The sequence below is a fragment of the Frankia torreyi genome (assembly GCF_000948395.1).
In the GTDB taxonomy this organism is placed as follows: Bacteria; Actinomycetota; Actinomycetes; order Frankiales; family Frankiaceae; genus Frankia; species Frankia torreyi.
This window is the reverse complement of sequence record NZ_JYFN01000036.1, coordinates 1-16,844: the sequence shown is the minus strand read 5'-3', so window position 1 is coordinate 16,844 and position 16,844 is coordinate 1. Positions and strand designations below refer to the sequence as shown.

Below are 16,844 nucleotides of genomic sequence, written 5' to 3'. Positions count from 1 at the left end.
GCTCGCCCAGAGCGAACATCCGTGGCGGGAAGGATTGCGGCGGGGGTGTGGTTGTGTCGGCCAGGTAGTTGCATATACAACTGTCTAGGACGCCGGGACGGGCCCGCTCGGGCCGGCCCGCCGGCGGCCGCAAGCACAGCCAGGAGGACGACATGCCCGCCGTCACCGCCGACACCGTCCGGCTGCCCCGGCTGGCCGAGCCCGCGCTCGGTGCCGTCGACCGCCCGGTGCGCACGATCACGACCGCGCCCAGCGGCTTCGAGGGCGAGGGGTTCCCGGTCCGTCGCGCCTTCGCGGGCGTCCGGCTCACCGACCTTGACCCGTTCATCCACATGGACGAGATGGGCGCGGTCGACTACGGCCCCGGCGAGCCCAAGGGCACCCCGTGGCACCCGCACCGCGGCTTCGAGACCGTCACCTACATGATCGACGGCACCTTCCAGCACCAGGACTCCCACGGCGGCGGCGGGCTCATCACGGACGGCGCGACGCAGTGGATGACCGCCGGCGCAGGCATCCTGCACATCGAGACCCCGCCGGAGGAACTGGTCGTGCGCGGGGGCCTGTTCCACGGCATCCAGCTCTGGGTGAACCTGCCGGCCCGGGACAAGTTCACCCCGCCGCGCTACCAGAACCTCGAGGCCGGGCAGGTAGAACTGGTCGCCTCGCCGGACGGCGGCGCGCTGCTGCGCGTCATCGCGGGCGCGGTGGGCGAGCACCGGGGTCCGGGCTCGACGCACACGCCGATCTCCGTCGTCCATGCGACGGTGAGCCCCGGGGCGCGGGTGCATGTCCCCTGGAACCCGGAGTTCAACGCGCTCGCCTACGTCCTCGGCGGCCGCGGCACGGTCGGCCCGGCTGGTCGGCCGATCGAGGCCGGGCAGCTCGCCGTCCTCGGTGCCGGGGATCTGGTGACGGTGGCGGCCGACGCCCGGCAGGACGCGACGACGCCGGCACTGGAGGTCCTGCTCCTGGGCGGGCGTCCGATTCGCGAGCACGTCGAGGCGTACGGGCCGTTCGTCATGAACACCCGGGCGGAACTGATCCAGGCCGTCGAGGACTTCCAGGCCGGCAAGCTCGGCGTCATCCCGGCCGGCGCGCTCATGCCGCACCGCGGCTGAGATCGCTCGCGGTCCGGCCGGTGGCGTGATCCTGCCCGGACCGTATTTGCGCAATTCGGACGATCTGCACCCTTGCGTTCCCGGAATGGCTCGTTCGGATAATTGTCTCGGTATGCTGGATCAGCATCCGGATGACGGGACCGGGGGTCCGGTGACGACTCTCCCGCGAACGGTCGCCGGGGCGTGATGCCGGCGGTGCGCGCGCATACGCGGTGTGCGTGGGGTCCGTGCCGTCGCTGACCGGCCGTGCTGGCATGGGCGAGGGGGCGTCGTGTGGCAGGAGCCTGAACCGACGGGAGGCGGGTCCGACCGGGATCCGCGGCCGCGCCGGATGGAATGGCCGGCGGCAAGCGTCCTCGGTCGGATGGCGGCGGAAAGTCGCGCGGAGATTCTGCGGCTCGGTTCGTATCGTGAATACGCGAGCGAAGAGGTCGTCATGCACGAGGGCGACCGCACGAACTTCGTCGTTCTGCTGCTCAACGGCTGGGTGAAGGTCACCGCCGCCACCGAGAACGGCGGGTTCGCCCTGCTCGCGATCCGGCACGGGGGTGACCTCGTCGGTGAGCTCGCCGGGCTCGATTCCGAACCGCGGGTCGCGACTGTGACCGCGGCCGGCGCCGTGCTGGCGAAGGTCGTTCGGGCGGACGCCTTCGTCGCGTTCCTGCGCCGCCAGCCCGACGTGCACCAGGTACTGAGCAGCACGATCGCGGCGAAACTGCGCTCGGCAACCCGGCGGCGGGTCGAGTTCGGCGGCTGCTCGGTCGCGGTGCGGGTGGCGCGGGTGATCCTGGAGCTGGAGCGGGCCTACGGCGGCTCGTCGCCGGATGGGCGCCGTTCCGTCGGGGTCTCGCTCACCCAGCCGGAGCTCGCCGCCCTCGTGGGTGCCGCTGAGCCGACGGTCCACAAGGTGCTCCGGGACCTGCGCCAGCGAGGCGTCCTCGCCACCGGCTACCGGGCCGTGGTGATCCAGGATCTCGACGCGCTGCGGCTCGCCGCAAACCCGTGAGAATACGGGGCGGCCGTCCTCGTTCCTGGTGACACTGAAACTCCCCCGGCTCCGACCCGTGGAGGTTCAGCGTGAGTGAAAGGCCACCGGGTATCCGGCGGTTGTGCATCGCGATGGAGATCGACGGGGACGCCGGCGAGATACCCGGCGTGCTGCGGCCGCCGCGATGGCGGCGGGATCTCGGCGCCGTCATCGAGGAACTCGGTCGCGTCGCCGCTCTGGACCGGGCGCACTGGAACCCGCCCGCCGTGGGCGGCGGGGAAATCGCCTTCCTGCCGCCCGGAATCGACGAGGGGCGGTTCGTCGCAGCATTCGTCGACACATTGCGTTCCGCCATCGCCCGGCTGAACGACGGCGTGCCGCGGACGGAACGGGTTCGCCTGCGGGTGGCGCTGCACCAGGGAATCACCTTCCTTGACGAATCGGGCTTTTCCGGGCGGGCGGTGGTGAAGGTCGCCGCGCTGCGCGACTGTGCCGCCTTACGAGCCGAGCTGCGGCGCCATCCCAGTGTCGATCTCGCCCTGGCGGTGTCCGGCGAGCTCTTTGACGATGTGGTCGAGCACGACTATCCGGGGTTACGCGGCCGGGACTTCCGTCCGGAGCAGGTGGAGCTGGAGTCGGGGCCCGGCGTCGACGCCTGGTTGCTCATGCCCGGCCTCACCAGGGCGACGGCCCGGCTCGCCGCTGCGGCAGCCACCCGGGACGCGGCAGCCGACCGGCGCCCGGAACCCGCCCGGCGGGCGGCGAGATCCCCACTGTTCGCCATCGTCTCGACGCCGGCCGGCTCCTGGCCGGTCCACGTCCGCTGACCCCGCTGCCCGCCGCCGACCCCGCTGCCGCCAGCCAGGCGGGCGGCCCAGGGCAGTGTTGGCTCGGGGCAGTGACGGCTCGGGCAGACTGGCGGGATGTTGCGACACGTCACGGCGGTGCGGTATGCGACGCCGCTGCGGGAGGGCGGGAGCCTGCCCGGCCTGATGGAGGGCGACGATCTCGGCACCTGGGTCGTCAAGTTCAGTGGCGCCGGGCAGGGGCCGAAGGCGCTGGTCGCCGAGGTGATCGTCGGCGAGCTCGCCCGCGAGCTCGGGCTCGCGGTGCCCGAGCTCGTCGGAATCGACGTCGACCCCGAGCTCGGCCGCACCGAGCCGGACCAGGAGGTCCAGGATCTGCTGCGGGCCAGTGCCGGGCTCAACCTCGGCATGGACTACCTGCCCGGGTCCATCACCTACGATCCACTGGCCTTCGACGTCACGCCCGAGATCGCCGCCCGGGTGCTCTGGCTCGACGCCCTGACGCTCAACGTCGACAGATCCTGGCGCAACCCGAACCTGCTGGTCTGGGGCGGTCGGCTGTGGTTGATCGACCACGGCGCCGCCCTGTACCCCCACCACGACTGGGCGAGCGCGGCCGCGGCGGTCGGCCGGGTCCTGCCCGGCATCGCCGACCATGTGCTCCTGCCGGTCGTGGCCGCGCAACCCACGACGTTCGCCGCCGCCGACACCGCACTGGCCCCGCGGATCGACGCGGAGCTGCTGACCGCGGTTCTCGCCCGCGTGCCCGACGCCTGGCTGGACGTCCCGCGCGCCGACTACGTCCACTGGCTGCTGGCGCGGGTCGCGGCCCGGGCGCCCACGCGGGACGCGGTCACCGCGGCGCTCGCGCAGGCGCATCCGGCCGCCGAGATGGCGCCGGGCGCCCGGGTGGCGGCCGCCGCGCTCGCGAGCCGCCGGCGCGGTGCCAGCCCGGCCGACTCGGCCAAGGCGGGCCGGCCGGACTGGCTGCGCGCGGGGGACTGGCTGCGGACCGGCGGGGCGGCGGCCGTGGAGAACCGCGATGCGTGAGCTGTTCGAGTACGCGATGATCCGGATCGTCCCGCGAGTGGAACGGGGCGAGTTCGTCAACGTCGGCGTGATGCTGTACTGCCAGCGCTCCCGCTACCTGGACCTGCGCTGCCGGCTCGACGAGGGGCGCCTGGGCGTCCTCGATCCCTACCTCGACCCGGCCGTCGTCGTCGCCCATCTCGCGGCGTTTCGCGCCGTCTGCTGCGGCGGCGAGCAGGCGGGGCCGGCCGGGCGGCTCACCGCCGGAGAGCGGTTCCGCTGGCTGACCGCGCCGCGCAGCACCGTCGTGCAGACCTCGCCCGTCCACACCGGCCTGACCGGCGACCCGGCGGCCGAGCTGGATCGCCTCGTCGCCCTGTTGGTCGACCCGCCGGGACCCCCGGTCCCCTCGCTCGACCTCGACCTCGATCCCGACCCCGATCCCGCGACTCCCTGACCCGGCGCGGCCACCCACGCCACCGGGAACCGCGCCGCACTTCACGGGCCCTTCCGCGAGGGCAAATCGGACGCGAAGGGCTGTGGAAGGGCAAGGAACACGAGCTCGGCCACGAGGAAGGGCGGGGCGGCGGGCGGGAATCCCGCCGCCCCGCCCCGGTTCCGGCACCCAGTCGTCGTCAGCGACCGTCACCAGAGGGACCGTCGCCGGGGGGCGACGGGACGGCCCGGGCAGCCGCACGCGTTACCACAGGTCCCTGTAGCGGGCCGCGGACTGGTTGTTCTGGAACAGGCAGTGCTCGGTGTCCAACGGGCGATAGAGGTTCGAGCCGACGTTGGGGGGCTCGCAGGTGTTGAAGTAGTTCTCGTAGTACAGCCCCTTGCCGGCCCGTTCCCGCAGCCAGTCCCACATGAACTGGATGTAGTTCGGGTTGTCGCCGGCGCCGTCGTCGTCGCGACCGCTCACCACGCCCCATTCCCCGACACCGAAGAGCTTCCCGTGCTGGCGGGCGAAGTTGTACAGCCAGGTGATGCCGCCGGTCTCGTTCGCCTGCTTGGTGAACTCCGCGAGCGTGCGCGACGGCGGGTAGTGGTCGTAGGCATCGATGCCGATCACATCGACCCACTGGTCACCCGGGTAGAGGTCCAGCGGGTTGTGGCTCGGCGGGTTCTGGGAGTAGTGGGCGTTGATGGACCAGTCGAGCAGCGGATCAGGATTCGCCGTCGACCGGATGGCGTCGGCGACCTTACGCCAGCAGTTGACGTACGCGGTCGGATTCTGCCCGGACCACTGGTACCAGTCGCCGTTGCCCTCCCAGGCGATCCGGATGATGGAGTTCTGCCGGCCGGTCGAGTTCAGGGTGTTGCCGAACTGCCGCCAGTAGGTGTCGTACGCCCCCGTCGCGCACGTCTCCAGGGAGGCCCCGATGTTCTCCGGGAACGGCGGCACGGAGAGGACCAGTCGGCCCGGCCAACCGGTGAAGTTCTGTTCCGCCCAGGACGGGGCGACCATGTTCTGCCAGCTGTTGCGGCTCACGAAGACGTGGGAGAGGTCGCAGGGGCTGCCCCGGTTGGCGCAGAAACCGTCGACATCGGCCGGCACCATGATCGGATCCCCGTTGACGCCCGACAGCCACGGCAGTCCGGAGCGGTTCGGCTCCGTCGGCGGCGTGGTCGGCGGCGTGGTCGGCGGAGTGACCTCGCGGAACGTATCAGCCTTGTCGAAACCGACCCAGGTGCCCGTCGATCCGCCCGCGGATCGGCCGAGGTTGACGACGAAGGCGGTGTGCGGCCCGTCGCTGAGTACCGACGAGCGGTAGAACAGTGCCCTGGTGGGCAGCGGAGCGAAGGTGTTGACGGTGTGAGGCGCCTGCCCGTCGATGCTCACCGTGATGATCCCGCCCTGCGGCGACCGGATGCCGTAGATGTCGATCTGGGCGCCGGTGAACCGGATCCCGACCGTCGCTCCCGCGGCGACCGAGTAGCGGTAGCTGCTGTTGTCCGTGGGCGGCGCGCATCCGCCGCAGGTGGTCCATACGTTCACGTAGTTGATCTGACGGCTGTCGTCCTCAATGGACCCCGTCTGCTCGAAGACCGCGAGCGCCGGGCTTATGCGTCCTCCCAGAAGAAAGATCGGGGCGATGCAGAGAACGGCGAGAAGAAGCCATCGACGGATTCCTCGCCGACGAGTCCTCCGAAATTCTCTTGCCGTTGTCTCTGTCGCCGGGGCCCTGCTCGGACCCGATGTCCGGGTTTCCCGCCGGTGGCGTCCCATGGGCGGCCTTGCCTGCTCTGTTCGAGTCATTCCCCCGCCTGATGCAATCGGTCCTCGGAATCGACGAGTGTCGGTCCTGGCCAGTCGCTAGCAGGGGGATACTAGGCAGCAAGTAAGATCGTAATTACTCTCCGTGTCGATGCGGCTGGGCTCCGCGTGTCGAGCGGGTCCGCGATTTCCCCACAAAAGATGTTCGAACGGGCGGCCTCACCCGTGCAGGCGGGACACGCTGGTAACCGTGTGTATGTGGGATCGGGGCCGGCCTGGGCGGGTTCGCCGCGGTGACCCGCTCAGGCCGTCGGCTCGGGCTGGCCGCGCTCGGGTCCCGCCGCCGCCCACCGCTCCTCGATGCGGCCGACCTTCCACACCAGCAGGCTCACCGCCCAGGTGACGACGAACAGGCCGACGATGAAATAGCCGACGACGTTCAGGTCGAGTCCCGAGACCCAGTCCCAGAAACCACCCGACAGGTGCGCCTTCTCGGCGAGGATGCCGAGCAGTTCGACGGTGCCGATGAGGAAGGCGACCGCGACCGACAGACCCGTGATGGTGATGTTGTAGTACGCCTTGCGGACCGGCTTGGAAAAAGCCCAGCCGTAGGCGAAGTTCATGAACGACCCGTCGATCGTGTCCAGCAGGCTCATGCCGGCGGCGAAGAGGACCGGCAGCACGAGGATGGCGTACCAGGGCAGCCCACTGCCGGCGGCACCCGCGGCGAGGAACAGCAGCGCGACCTCTGTCGCGGTGTCGAAACCCAGACCGAACAGCAGCCCGAGCGGATACATCTGCCACGGCCGGGTGATCGCTCGCGTGACGCGGCCGAGGAGGCGGTTCGCGAAACCGCGGGAGTTCAGCCGCTCCTCCAGCGCCGCCTCGTCCACGAGGCCGCGGCGCATGTCGCGGAACACCGCCACGATGCCGACGAGCACGGCGAGGTTGATGCCGGCGATGAGGTAGAGGAATCCGCCGGAGACGGTGGTGCCTATCCAGCCGGTGACGTCGTGCAGGGTCGACCCGTCGTCGGAGACCTGGCCGGCCAGCGAGCGCACCCCGACGCCGAACAGGACGGCCAGCGCGAACACGATCGTCGAGTGGCCGAGGGAGAAGAAGAACCCGACGGACAGCGGCCGCCGGCCGTCCGTCATGAGCTTGCGGGTGGTGTTGTCGATCGCGGCGATGTGGTCGGCGTCGAACGCGTGCCGAAGGCCGAGGGTGTAGGCGGTGACCCCGAGGCCGACGCCGAACACCTGGCCGTCGGCGCCGAACCGGTAGTGGTGCGGCGCGATGACCGCGGTCAGCAGGAGCCAGCCGACCACATGCAGGCCGACGATGACGGCGGCCATGGCGCCGAGGGTCGTCCACTCCCGTCGGTCGAGCGCGCCGCTCACCCGCGCCCGCAGGTTCCGTCCTGGTCCGGTGGCGACGGGCGTGGTCATGGCATCTCCCTCGTGGCGCCCCGTCACCGGTCGCGGGTGGTGTCCCCTGCCGGCCGGGCAGGCATGACCATAACCATGCCCAATGTGCTCCTGCAACACTGTTGCAGGAGCACCGCGACGACAGGTGGCGGGACCACCATGTCGGGACGTGCCGTCGTCAACCGTCTCAGTGGCTGTCCGCGGCCGGCTCCGTCCCGCTCGGCCCGGCGAGGGGCCGCCCGGACGGCCCAGGCAGCCCGGACGCGGCCCGTCGACCGCCCTGGAGCACCGCGACGAGCTGATCCGTGGCCAGCAGCAGCACCGTGAGCCACGAAATCGTCGCGACCCGTCCGAACGCCTCCACCCAGTCACCGTTCGTCGGCAGCGAATGGCGGGCCTGCACCTCCAGCACGTACAGGGCACTGACCGCCAGGCAGACCGCGGGGCCGACCCGGGTCAACCACCTGCCCCGCGGGGCGAGCAGCGCGATCACGGTGGCGAGGGCGACGACGATCCCGGCGGCCACCGAGACGAGGACCGTGGCGAGCAGCCCGGCCCCCACCGCGGCGTATGCCGCCGTCCGCCAGTCGATCCGTACCGGACGGATCGACCAGGGGTCGACCGTCGGCAGGTCCGGTCCCGGCTCGACCGCACCCGCCGCCCGCCGGCGTGCGCGGCGGGTGGTGAACAGCAGCAGGGCCAGGAAGAACACGACCGTCACCGCGGACAGCACCAGCGAGTAGCGGACGATCTGCTGCGGCGCCCAGGTCAGGGTCACGGTGAACGCCGCGGCCGTCGGGTTGATCCGCCAGCCGTTGGCGTAGCCGTCGACCAGCCGCGGCTGGCCCGCGTCGGCGCCGTTCACCGTCGCCTTCCACCCCCGCGACAGGCTCTCGCCGAGCACCAGCCAGAAGGGCGTCCCCGGCTGGGCTCCCGTGACCTGCGCGGTGAACGACGTCGCGTCCGAGGACTGGACGATGATCCGCGGCGACAACCCGGCCGCGCCGGCCGTCCTGGCGGTAGGGGTGCCGGTCGGCGTCGCCGCGCCGGTGGCGGGTGTGCCGGTGGCGGGTGTGCCGGCGTCGCCGGCGCCCAGCCAGGGGCCGCCGCCGGCGTCCGAGGCGAGCAGGAGGCGGTCGATGTCCACGCCCAGCTCGGCGCCGTCCCCGGTCTTGATCACATGCTCGCCGGGGCCGAGGGTGAGCGCTCCGCCGCAGGTGGACACCCGCAGGCCGAGGCGGTTCACCGCGTCGGAGGTGGATCCGTCGATACGCACGCCGACCGGGTGGCCGTCGATGCTCAGCAGGTCGTCCCGGCAGGTCCCCGGGAGCTGCGCCGGGAGCAGGGCCGAGGCGGCCCCCGCGCTCTGGGTGGCGGTGGTGCTCTGGCCCGCGCCCGGGGCCTCGGTGACTCCGCTGGCCAGGCCCGGCAGCCCGATCTCGGCGATGCCCACCGGCATCGACAACGGCGACCGGCTGATCGGGTCGATGCTCTTGACCGTCCGCACGTCGTCGACGACGAACCGCCAGGTGCTGCCGGTGACGGCCGGGAAGGTCAGGGTCACCTGGCGGGTACCACCACGCTGGGCGGTGTCGGTGACCGGTGGCACCGGCACCGAGCCGACGACCCGGCCGTCGACCACCAGCCCGATCCGGGTCGGCACCGAGTGCCGGCCGTCGGCGACGATGGACATCGTCACCGAGGAGGTGGTGATCGGGGCCGGCGAGGCGACCTGGAGCCAGCCGCCCTCGGGGTCGCCGATGCCGGGGCTCCACGCGGTGGTGACGTCGCCGTCGAAGGCGCTCGACGACCGGGCCGCGAGCGAACCGGGCAGGCGGCCGGACGAGGACACGACCGGCAGGTTCGACGGCCGCCCGAGCAGGCGGTCGATGTGGTCGTCGGCGGCGTACGCGGAGATTCGCGCCGTGCCGGTCAGCGCGAACGTCCGCGCCGTCGGCAGCGCGAACGACCGGCTGATGATCTCCTCGGTGTCCTGCTTGAACGGCTCGGCCGGGTTGGCCCGGTCCCGCGACATCTGCAGGGCCAGGCGGTGGCCGAGGGAGGAGGCGCCGGCGGCGTCGAGGCTGTCGCTCGGCATCCGCAGCACCTCGTCGGCGGTCAGCGCCTTACCGTCCGCGCCGGGGATCTCGACCTCGGCGAAGCCGACGGCGGAGACGTTGTCGTAGGTGCGCTGGCGGCCGTAGTTCGTCGCGTCGACCCGGATGTGCAGCGTGCGGAACGTGCGGGTCGGGAAGCTGACGACCTGGCCGACCTGGGTGCGCGACGACGGGGTGAGGTCGACGGTGACGGGGGAGCCGCCGTCGAACGTCAGCGTCGCCCGGGTGATGTACCGGTTGCGGGGCCCGGACAGCGGCTGGGTGAGCCGGACGTGGTCGGTCGTGGTCGGCGCGGCCAGCGTCGTCTGCCACGCCTCACCGGTCGGGTCGGTGAAGGCGCCGACCCGCCAGGCGGTGTTGATGTCGCCGTCGATGCCGCGCACCGGCCGGTCCCAGGGGCCGTAGGCGAAGGAGTTGCCGTAGGCCGACGCCGTCACCGCGGCGATCTTCGCCGGAGTGCCGGGGGCGTGCAGGGCCGCCGTCGTCTCGTTGGCGGTCGTCTCGTCACCGAACAGCGGCAACCGGTTGTCGTTCGGGTCCTTCACCAGGGGGGCGACGCCGGGCTGCTCGACGTAGCCGAAGTTCTCCCGGACCCCCGTCCAGCGCTCGGCCCGCAGCCGGTTGGTGTCGCTGACGAGCAGGTCGGCGCCGTCGTCGAGGGCCTGGGCGAGCTCGCCCGGCTTGCTGGCCAGCTCGGGGGCGTAGAGGATCGCCCGCCCGGACGCGACGGGCTCGGCGAGCAGCCCGGAGGCGGCCGCGTCGACCAGCGCCTCCCCGTTGCCGCTGACCAGCAACGGCCGGGCGGTGGTGGCGGTGCGCACGATCGGCTGGGTGTTCGACACGGGGAAGACGGCCAGCGCCGGGGGATCGGGCACCGAGGTCTTCGTGCCGAGCGTGATCTCGTCGGTGAAGGGGATCCCCGGATCCTCGGCCACCGGCGGTCCGTAGGTCTGCGGCGCGCCGAGGCCGGCCGGCCGGGTGGAGGTGAACAGGTCCCACGTCGAGCGGGGCCGCGGGGTGCGGTAACGCTCGTAGGCGAGGTTGCTGCGCAGCATCACGTCGCCGACGCCCATCAGCCGGGCCAGGTCCGGCACGGCGGACGTCTCCAGCACGCCCTCCTGCATCCGCCGGTCCAGCGAGCGGACCAGGTCGACGGTGCCGGCCTCGCCGTACGGGATCAGCTCGCGCAGGACCAGCGGCCGGTCCATCAGCCCCTCGGTGACCGGGTCGAGGGTGCTGCCCCAGCGGTAGTGCGAGAAGTCGGCGCCAGGCAGCTCCAGCACCCGAGAGCCGTCGTCGCCGGCGTCGAGCGCCTTGGCGACCTGCGTCTCGTAGGCGGGGACCTGCTCGGGACGCTTCAGCAGGGGCTCGACGAACTCGCCGCGGAACAGCGGCGACATGTTCGCGGCGATGAGTACCAGCACCAGTCCCATCGCGAGCTGGGGAACCCCAGGCCGCCAGCCTCGCGCGGCACCGCCGCCGCCGACGGAGCCCGCGCGACGCCCGCCGCCGCCCGGGCCGGACCCGGCCGCCGCGCGCAGCGCGTACCGCTCCTCCAGGGCGGCCAGGCCGCCCGCGAGCAGCACCGACAGGCCGAGGGCGACCATCGGGACCGCGCGCGGCAGCGAGCGCAGCGCGAGCCCGGCCGTCGACCCCTCCGCGAAGTCCTTGAACAGCCGACCCCAGGGGGAGGGGTCGTCGTAGGGGTAGACGCCGACGGCGATCGTGGTGCCCAGCAGGATGAGCGCGACGAAGTAGCCGCGGTGCCCCCAGCGGATCGCCGAGGCCGCCGCGAGCGCGAGGATCGGCAGCGCGAAGCTGACGACGATCAGCCACAGGTCGTGCGTGTAGTGGGTCGCCGGCCCGATCCAGGGGCCGAGCGCGTCCTGGCCGTAGAAGAACCAGTTGCCCAGGCCTCGCAGCACCTCGGACGCCTGCGAGCTGCTGGCGACCGTCTCGATCGTCTCGGTGAAGGCGAGCACGTTCAGCCCGTAGCCGGCCTGCGTGTACAGCCCGGCGATCCACCACGCCGAGGTGACGAGGACGGCCAGCACGGCCCGGGTGCACATGCCCGCGGCGGCGCCGAGGCGGACCTCCCGGGTGCCCCACACGGCGAACGGCACCCACAGCAGCGGCGCGAACAGGATGAAGATGAGGCTGGAGGCGTTGATGCTGCCGATCGTGGTGACGACCAGGGCGAACGCGGCGGGGAAGCGCCAGCCCGCGGGGCGCCAGCCGGCGCGCCCCGGCTCGGCCTCCCGCAGGCCACGCACGGTGATGCCGATCAGCCAGCCCAGCCCGGCGTAGGGCAGCAGGATCGCCGAGATCCGCGCCTCGTACTCCAGGATGTAGGGCGAGAGCATGTAGCCGGCGGCGGCCACGAACGCGAACCGGTCCGGCCAGCGGAACGAGCGCAGCAGGAACAGCACACCGGCGCCCGCGCCGAACAGGATCGAGCCGGTCCACAGCCGCTGCGCCACCCAGTCGGGCAGGCCCGCGATGTCCAGCAGCCAGTAGAACAGCCCCTGCGGGTACAGATAGCCGATGTTCTGGTGGGTGACGGTGCCCATGCCGATCGCGGGGTCCCACATGGAGACCGCCCGGCGCAGCATCCGGCCCGGATCGAGGTAGAGGTACGCCTTCGTGTCCGCGCCGATCTTGCCGGGCGCGGTGGCCAGCAGCGGCAGGTAGGCCACGGCGGCCAGCACCAGCGTGGGCCAGGTCGGCAGCAGCCGGCGGCCCCGTGACACCGCCGCACCGGCCCGACCAGCCGGGTCCGGCCGGCCGCCGGTCCGCGGGTCCGGGCGTCGCCCGGCCGGGGTCGCCGGGTCCGCGGCGCGCGGGGACGGGGCCTGGGCGGCGCCGTCCGGCGCCGGCGGGCGACCCCCGTCGGCACCGGACGGTGACGTGGTCAGGGTCACCGGATCACCGGGGTGGTCGCCAGGGTCACCGGCGCTGGCCGATCACGTCCGCGGCGCGGGCCGCGGGGGAGGCGGACCCGCGCTGGCGGGCCGCCTCCCGCACGAGCGCGGCGAACGTGGCGCGGGCCGTCTCCGCCCAGGTGAACGTCGCGGCGTGGGCGAGGGCACCGGCGGACAGCCGGGCTCGCAGGTCGTCGTCGGAGAGCACGCCGGCCAGTGTCTTGCCCAGATCGGTCGGGTCCTCCACCAACACGCCGGTCTCACCGTCGACGACCGCGTCGGTGTGCCCGGCGATGCGGGTGGCCACCGACGGCGTGCCGCACGCCGCCGCCTCCGTGATCGTCATTCCCCAGCCCTCCCGGGCGGACGCCGAGGTGAGCACCCAGGCGCGCCGGTAGAGCGAGAGCAGCTCGTCGTCGTCGACGCGCCCGACGAGGCGCAGCCACGCGCCCGCCCCGGCGGCCCGGATCTTCTTCTCCAGCTCCGGCCGCTCGTAGCCGTCGCCGACGATCACCGCCTCCATCGTCGGGTGCTCGTCGTGCGCCCGCAGCAGGCCGTCGATGAGGATGTCGAAGCGCTTGACCGGCACCAGCCGGCCGACGGCGAGGACGAGAGGATGCGGGGACCGCTCGCCGGCGGGGGTGAACGCCGGGTCGATCCCCGGCGGCACGACCGAGATGTTGCGCGGTGGCAGGCCGAGCAGCTCGATGATCTCGTGTCGGGACGACTGGGACAGCGTCAGGATCCGCGTGCGCCGGTACAGCGGCGGGGCGACCTTGAACTCCACCGTCTCGCCGACCTTCGCCAGCTTCGGGGAGAGCACCATCCGCCACATCTCGGCGTGCACATGGTGCAGGAACACCACCCGCGGGCAGCGGGCCCAGACGGGGGAGAAGAACGGCATGCCGTTCCAGATCTCCACCAGGCCGTCCCACGGACCGGTGCGGCCCAGCGCGCCGGACAGGGCGGTGCGCGGGAAGACCGAGTAGCGCCCCGCCTTACGCACCACCGAGTAACCGTGGCGGCGGACCGACTCGGGATGGCCGGGGGCGAACGCGGTGCGCAGGCTCACGTCGATGCCCGCCTGCGCCCAGCGCTCGGCGACCTTGTCGGCGTGCAGCTCCGAGCCGCCGGACTCGGGGTCGTCGAGGTCGCGCCAGGCGAGCACGTGCACGCGGCGCAGCCCGGAGGTCTCGACGAGCTCGGCGAGCGAGGGGCGCCGGGGGACGTCCTCGATGCCCGGCGCACCGAGCTGCGGGGCCAGGATTCCCGGCGGCACCGCGGCGCCGGCGCCGACCTGGGGCAGGATCAGACCCTTCGGGGTCGGCGGGATCGTCGCGCCGGGACCGGGACCGGGGCTGCGGCCGTTGCTCGGCGCGGTCATGCCCGAGCCGTCCGGCGGGCCGCGGCGAGCACCGACAGGCCGGTGACGACGGCCAACGCGGCCTGGCAGGCGAGATCGGCCCGAGCGGTCGCCGTCGGCGAACCATCCGCCCACACCAGCAGGGGGATGGTCGCCGCGGCGGCGAGGCCCAGGGCCAGCAGGACGCCTCGCTCTCCGAGAGCGAGCAGGTAATGGGTGAACAGCACGGTAGCTCCGAGACAGGTCATCGCTGCGGCCAGGGGAAGGAGCGCGCCGGAGGCGTCGGTGAAACGGGGGCCGAAGGCCAGGGAAAGCAGTTTCTCCGGTGCGATGAGAGCGGCGAAGAGCAACCCCATCGCCGGTACGAGGAGTATCGCGATCGTCGCACCGAGTTGATGCAGAGCGTGCTGCCCGAGATGCCGGCGGTCCGCCGCCTCCGGGAGCAGGAACCCGGCCAGCACCACCGCAGCCAGCACGATCACCTTGCTGGCGACGGAGACGGCCGCGTAGGAGCCCGAGCGGTCCGGGGCGAGCCGGCCCTGCAGCAGCACGTCGACGTTCTGCAGCAGCCCGAGCAGCGCGAGCGCGACCAACGCGGCGCCGACCTCCACCGCCAGCCGGGTCGGCGCCTGGGTGGGCGTCAAGGTGGGTGCCGCGGGGGGCGGCTGCCCGGGCGGCGGGGCGGCCCGGTCGCGGCCCGGCGCCTCCAGGCTGCGGCCCATCGTTTCCGGGCTGCGGCCCATCGTTTCCGGGCTGCGGTACAGAGTCCACCGCACGTGGGCGAGGGCCGCGAGCACACCGAGCAGGACGCCGATCGCCGCGCCGGACTCGTCGAGGCCGACGAGCACCAGGCCGATCGTGAACACGGTCTTCACCACGGCGTCGACGAGCAGGTTCGTGGCCAGCGCCGGGTACTGGCGGGCGCACTGGAGCAACCCCCGGTCGACGCACAGCAGGCACCACGCGGCCCCCGCCGTGATGATCTCGGCGACGCCGCCGGGGCCGGGCAGCGACAGCTCGCGCGCCACGTATCCCCGCCCGATGATCGCGAGCACCGCGACCACGAGCACGGTCGCGACGCCCACCCGGCGGACCCGGTTCACCCAGGCGGCCATGAGGTGCAGCCGGCCGCTGTGCTGCCAGGTGGTGACCCGCCGGACCACCCCGACGAGCAGCGCGCTGCCCGGCATCGACACGACGAAGAAGATCGCGATGAGCTGGGCCACCGCGCCGTAGGACCTGGTGCTCATCGCCCGGGCGATGATCAGGGTGACGCCCATGTTCGCGGCGTTGGCAAGCAGGCCGGCGAGGGCCAGGGGGACGGCGCCGCGCAGCGCACCGCGCAGCCGAGTGCCGCGGGTCTGCCGTAGCCGCTTGCGCAGCGTCCAGCCGTCCCCGGCCTCGGCGGGGACGGCCCGCTCCGCCGGCCCGGCGCCGGCGGGAACCGGTCCGGCCACCATCGCCCCCGGGGCCAGCGGGCCCGTCGACAGCGGGCCCGTCGACAGCGGGCTCACCGCGGTGGGTCCGGTGGTGCTCGAGTTGATGGTGGCGGACCCGGAGCCGCGGGGGAGCGGCCCGGTGGTCGGCGGGCGGTTCATCTCCGGCCGTACCACCATCGGGCCGGTCGAGGCGGGATCCGGGGCGGTCGGACCGGATCTCGTCCGGTGCGCCGCCGCGCGCCGGACGGTGGGCGAGAGGTCCCCCGGCGGGACGGCGTTGCGGTTCATCAGCGTCCTCCCCGACGACACACGCAGGCGTCCTCCCCGGCGCGCGCCGGGGAATACCCGCGCGTGGCCGGTTCACCCGCGGCGGGGTGGCCGGCCGCGCGTTTCGTCAGGGGAAGGGCGTTCACCTGATCGTCAACGCCTTACCTGTTGATTCCACCTCAAGAGCCAGGTCGGCGTCGACCATCATCGCGATCAACTCCTCGAACCCGACCCGCGGCGTCCACCCCAACACCTCGCGCGCCTTCGACGGATCACCCACCAGCACATCCACCTCCGCCGGCCGGAAAAACCGCGGATCCTGCTGCACCAACCCCGACCAGTCCGAAATCCCCACCCGCCCGAACGCCGCATCCAACAACTCCCGAATACTATGCGTCACCCCCGTCGCCACCACATAGTCATCCGGAGTGTCCTGCTGCAACATCCGCCACATCGCCTCCACATAATCCCCCGCAAAACCCCAGTCCCGCCGCGACTCCAGATTCCCCAACGTCAACGAGTCCTGCAACCCCAACGAAATCCGCGCCACCGCCCGCGTGATCTTCCGCGTCACAAACTCGATCCCCCGCCGCGGCGACTCGTGATTAAACAACAACCCCGAACACGCAAACGCCCCGTACGACTCCCGATAATTCACCGTCAAATAATGCCCGAACGTCTTCGCCACCCCATACGGCGACCGCGGATGAAACGGCGTCGTCTCCCGCTGCGGCGTCTCCCGCACCTTCCCGAACATCTCCGACGACGACGCCTGATAGAACCGCACACCCGACATGTCGTTACCACCCGCGATCCGCAACGCCTCCAACACCCGCAACACCCCCATCCCCGTCGTCTCCCCCGTCAACTCCGCCTGCTTCCACGACAGTCCGACGAACGAGATCGCCCCCAGGTTGTACACCTCGTCCGGCTGCGAGATCTCCACCGCACCGATCAACGACGAAAGATCCGTCAGATCACCCTCCAACAACACCACCCCCGGCACCACCCGCTCCACCACCGCCACCTTCGGGTTGGACTGCCCCCGAACCAACCCGAACACCTCATAACCCTTCGCGGTCAACAACTCACCCAGATACAACCCGTCCTGACCGGTAATCCCGGTAATCAGCGCACGCGGCACGTCG

General features: G+C 72.3%; 11 protein-coding genes. 5 read left to right on the top strand and 6 right to left on the bottom strand.

Annotated features, from left to right (window positions below):
• Nucleotides 1–152: 152 nt before the first annotated feature.
• The 5 genes from FF36_RS20335 (at nucleotide 153) to FF36_RS20315 (ending at nucleotide 4,401) form a co-directional block, all read left to right on the top strand.
• On the top strand, nucleotides 153–1,121 hold the full coding sequence (locus FF36_RS20335; RefSeq protein ID WP_044886726.1) for a pirin family protein: 969 nt from the start codon (nucleotides 153–155) through the stop codon (nucleotides 1,119–1,121).
• Between the two features lie 331 nt (nucleotides 1,122–1,452).
• Nucleotides 1,453–2,127, top strand: coding sequence for a Crp/Fnr family transcriptional regulator (locus FF36_RS20330; RefSeq protein WP_044886725.1), 675 nt, complete (start codon nucleotides 1,453–1,455; stop codon nucleotides 2,125–2,127).
• A 71-nt stretch (nucleotides 2,128–2,198) separates the two neighbouring features.
• Entirely contained in the window at nucleotides 2,199–2,936 is a 738-nt protein-coding gene (locus FF36_RS20325; protein ID WP_044886724.1) for a hypothetical protein, read from the top strand.
• Between the two features lie 96 nt (nucleotides 2,937–3,032).
• Nucleotides 3,033–3,965 carry a HipA family kinase gene (locus FF36_RS20320; protein ID WP_044886723.1) on the top strand — a complete coding sequence of 311 codons (933 nt, stop codon included), beginning with the start codon at nucleotides 3,033–3,035 and terminating at the stop codon, nucleotides 3,963–3,965.
• Nucleotides 3,958–4,401 carry a DUF3037 domain-containing protein gene (locus FF36_RS20315; protein WP_044886722.1) on the top strand — a complete coding sequence of 148 codons (444 nt, stop codon included), beginning with the start codon at nucleotides 3,958–3,960 and terminating at the stop codon, nucleotides 4,399–4,401. The genes FF36_RS20320 and FF36_RS20315 overlap by 8 nt, the downstream gene beginning before the upstream one ends.
• Before the next feature lie 243 nt (nucleotides 4,402–4,644).
• Here the strand turns inward: FF36_RS20315 and FF36_RS20310 are convergent, their stop codons facing one another.
• The 6 genes from FF36_RS20310 to FF36_RS20285 all read right to left on the bottom strand — a co-directional run bounded on the left by FF36_RS20310 (nucleotide 4,645) and on the right by FF36_RS20285 (nucleotide 16,840).
• Nucleotides 4,645–5,943, bottom strand: a complete 1,299-nt coding sequence (locus FF36_RS20310; protein ID WP_236705713.1) for a glycoside hydrolase family 26 protein — start codon at nucleotides 5,941–5,943, stop codon at nucleotides 4,645–4,647.
• A 521-nt stretch (nucleotides 5,944–6,464) separates the two neighbouring features.
• Nucleotides 6,465–7,610 carry a Nickel transporter NicT gene (gene nicT, locus FF36_RS20305; RefSeq protein ID WP_044886720.1) on the bottom strand — a complete coding sequence of 382 codons (1,146 nt, stop codon included), beginning with the start codon at nucleotides 7,608–7,610 and terminating at the stop codon, nucleotides 6,465–6,467.
• A 166-nt stretch (nucleotides 7,611–7,776) separates the two neighbouring features.
• A complete protein-coding gene (locus FF36_RS20300) occupies nucleotides 7,777–12,627 on the bottom strand; it encodes an alpha-(1->3)-arabinofuranosyltransferase domain-containing protein (RefSeq protein WP_044886719.1) in 4,851 nt (1,616 codons plus the stop codon).
• Nucleotides 12,628–12,652: 25 nt separating this feature from the next.
• The gene (locus FF36_RS20295) at nucleotides 12,653–14,011 is read right to left on the bottom strand and encodes a glycosyltransferase family 4 protein (protein WP_044886718.1); all 1,359 of its coding nucleotides are present in this window, start codon (nucleotides 14,009–14,011) and stop codon (nucleotides 12,653–12,655) included.
• Nucleotides 14,008–15,717, bottom strand: coding sequence for a polysaccharide biosynthesis protein (locus FF36_RS20290; protein WP_422615101.1), 1,710 nt, complete (start codon nucleotides 15,715–15,717; stop codon nucleotides 14,008–14,010). The genes FF36_RS20295 and FF36_RS20290 overlap by 4 nt, the downstream gene beginning before the upstream one ends.
• Before the next feature lie 121 nt (nucleotides 15,718–15,838).
• Nucleotides 15,839–16,840 (bottom strand): GDP-mannose 4,6-dehydratase, encoded by a 1,002-nt coding sequence (locus tag FF36_RS20285; RefSeq protein ID WP_044886760.1) that lies wholly within the window; start codon nucleotides 16,838–16,840, stop codon nucleotides 15,839–15,841.
• Nucleotides 16,841–16,844: the final 4 nt, after the last annotated feature.

What these genes read in the sequence shown, in the direction of transcription:
- FF36_RS20295 (WP_044886718.1), bottom strand. Translation starts at nt 14,011, where the DNA reads ATGACCGCGCCGAGCAACGGCCGCAGCCCCGGTCCCGGTCCCGGCGCG.
- FF36_RS20335 (WP_044886726.1), top strand. Translation starts at nt 153, where the DNA reads ATGCCCGCCGTCACCGCCGACACCGTCCGGCTGCCCCGGCTGGCCGAG.
- FF36_RS20290 (WP_422615101.1), bottom strand. Translation starts at nt 15,717, where the DNA reads ATGAACCGCAACGCCGTCCCGCCGGGGGACCTCTCGCCCACCGTCCGG.
- FF36_RS20315 (WP_044886722.1), top strand. Translation starts at nt 3,958, where the DNA reads ATGCGTGAGCTGTTCGAGTACGCGATGATCCGGATCGTCCCGCGAGTG.
- FF36_RS20330 (WP_044886725.1), top strand. Translation starts at nt 1,453, where the DNA reads ATGGAATGGCCGGCGGCAAGCGTCCTCGGTCGGATGGCGGCGGAAAGT.
- nicT (WP_044886720.1), bottom strand. Translation starts at nt 7,610, where the DNA reads ATGACCACGCCCGTCGCCACCGGACCAGGACGGAACCTGCGGGCGCGG.
- FF36_RS20320 (WP_044886723.1), top strand. Translation starts at nt 3,033, where the DNA reads ATGTTGCGACACGTCACGGCGGTGCGGTATGCGACGCCGCTGCGGGAG.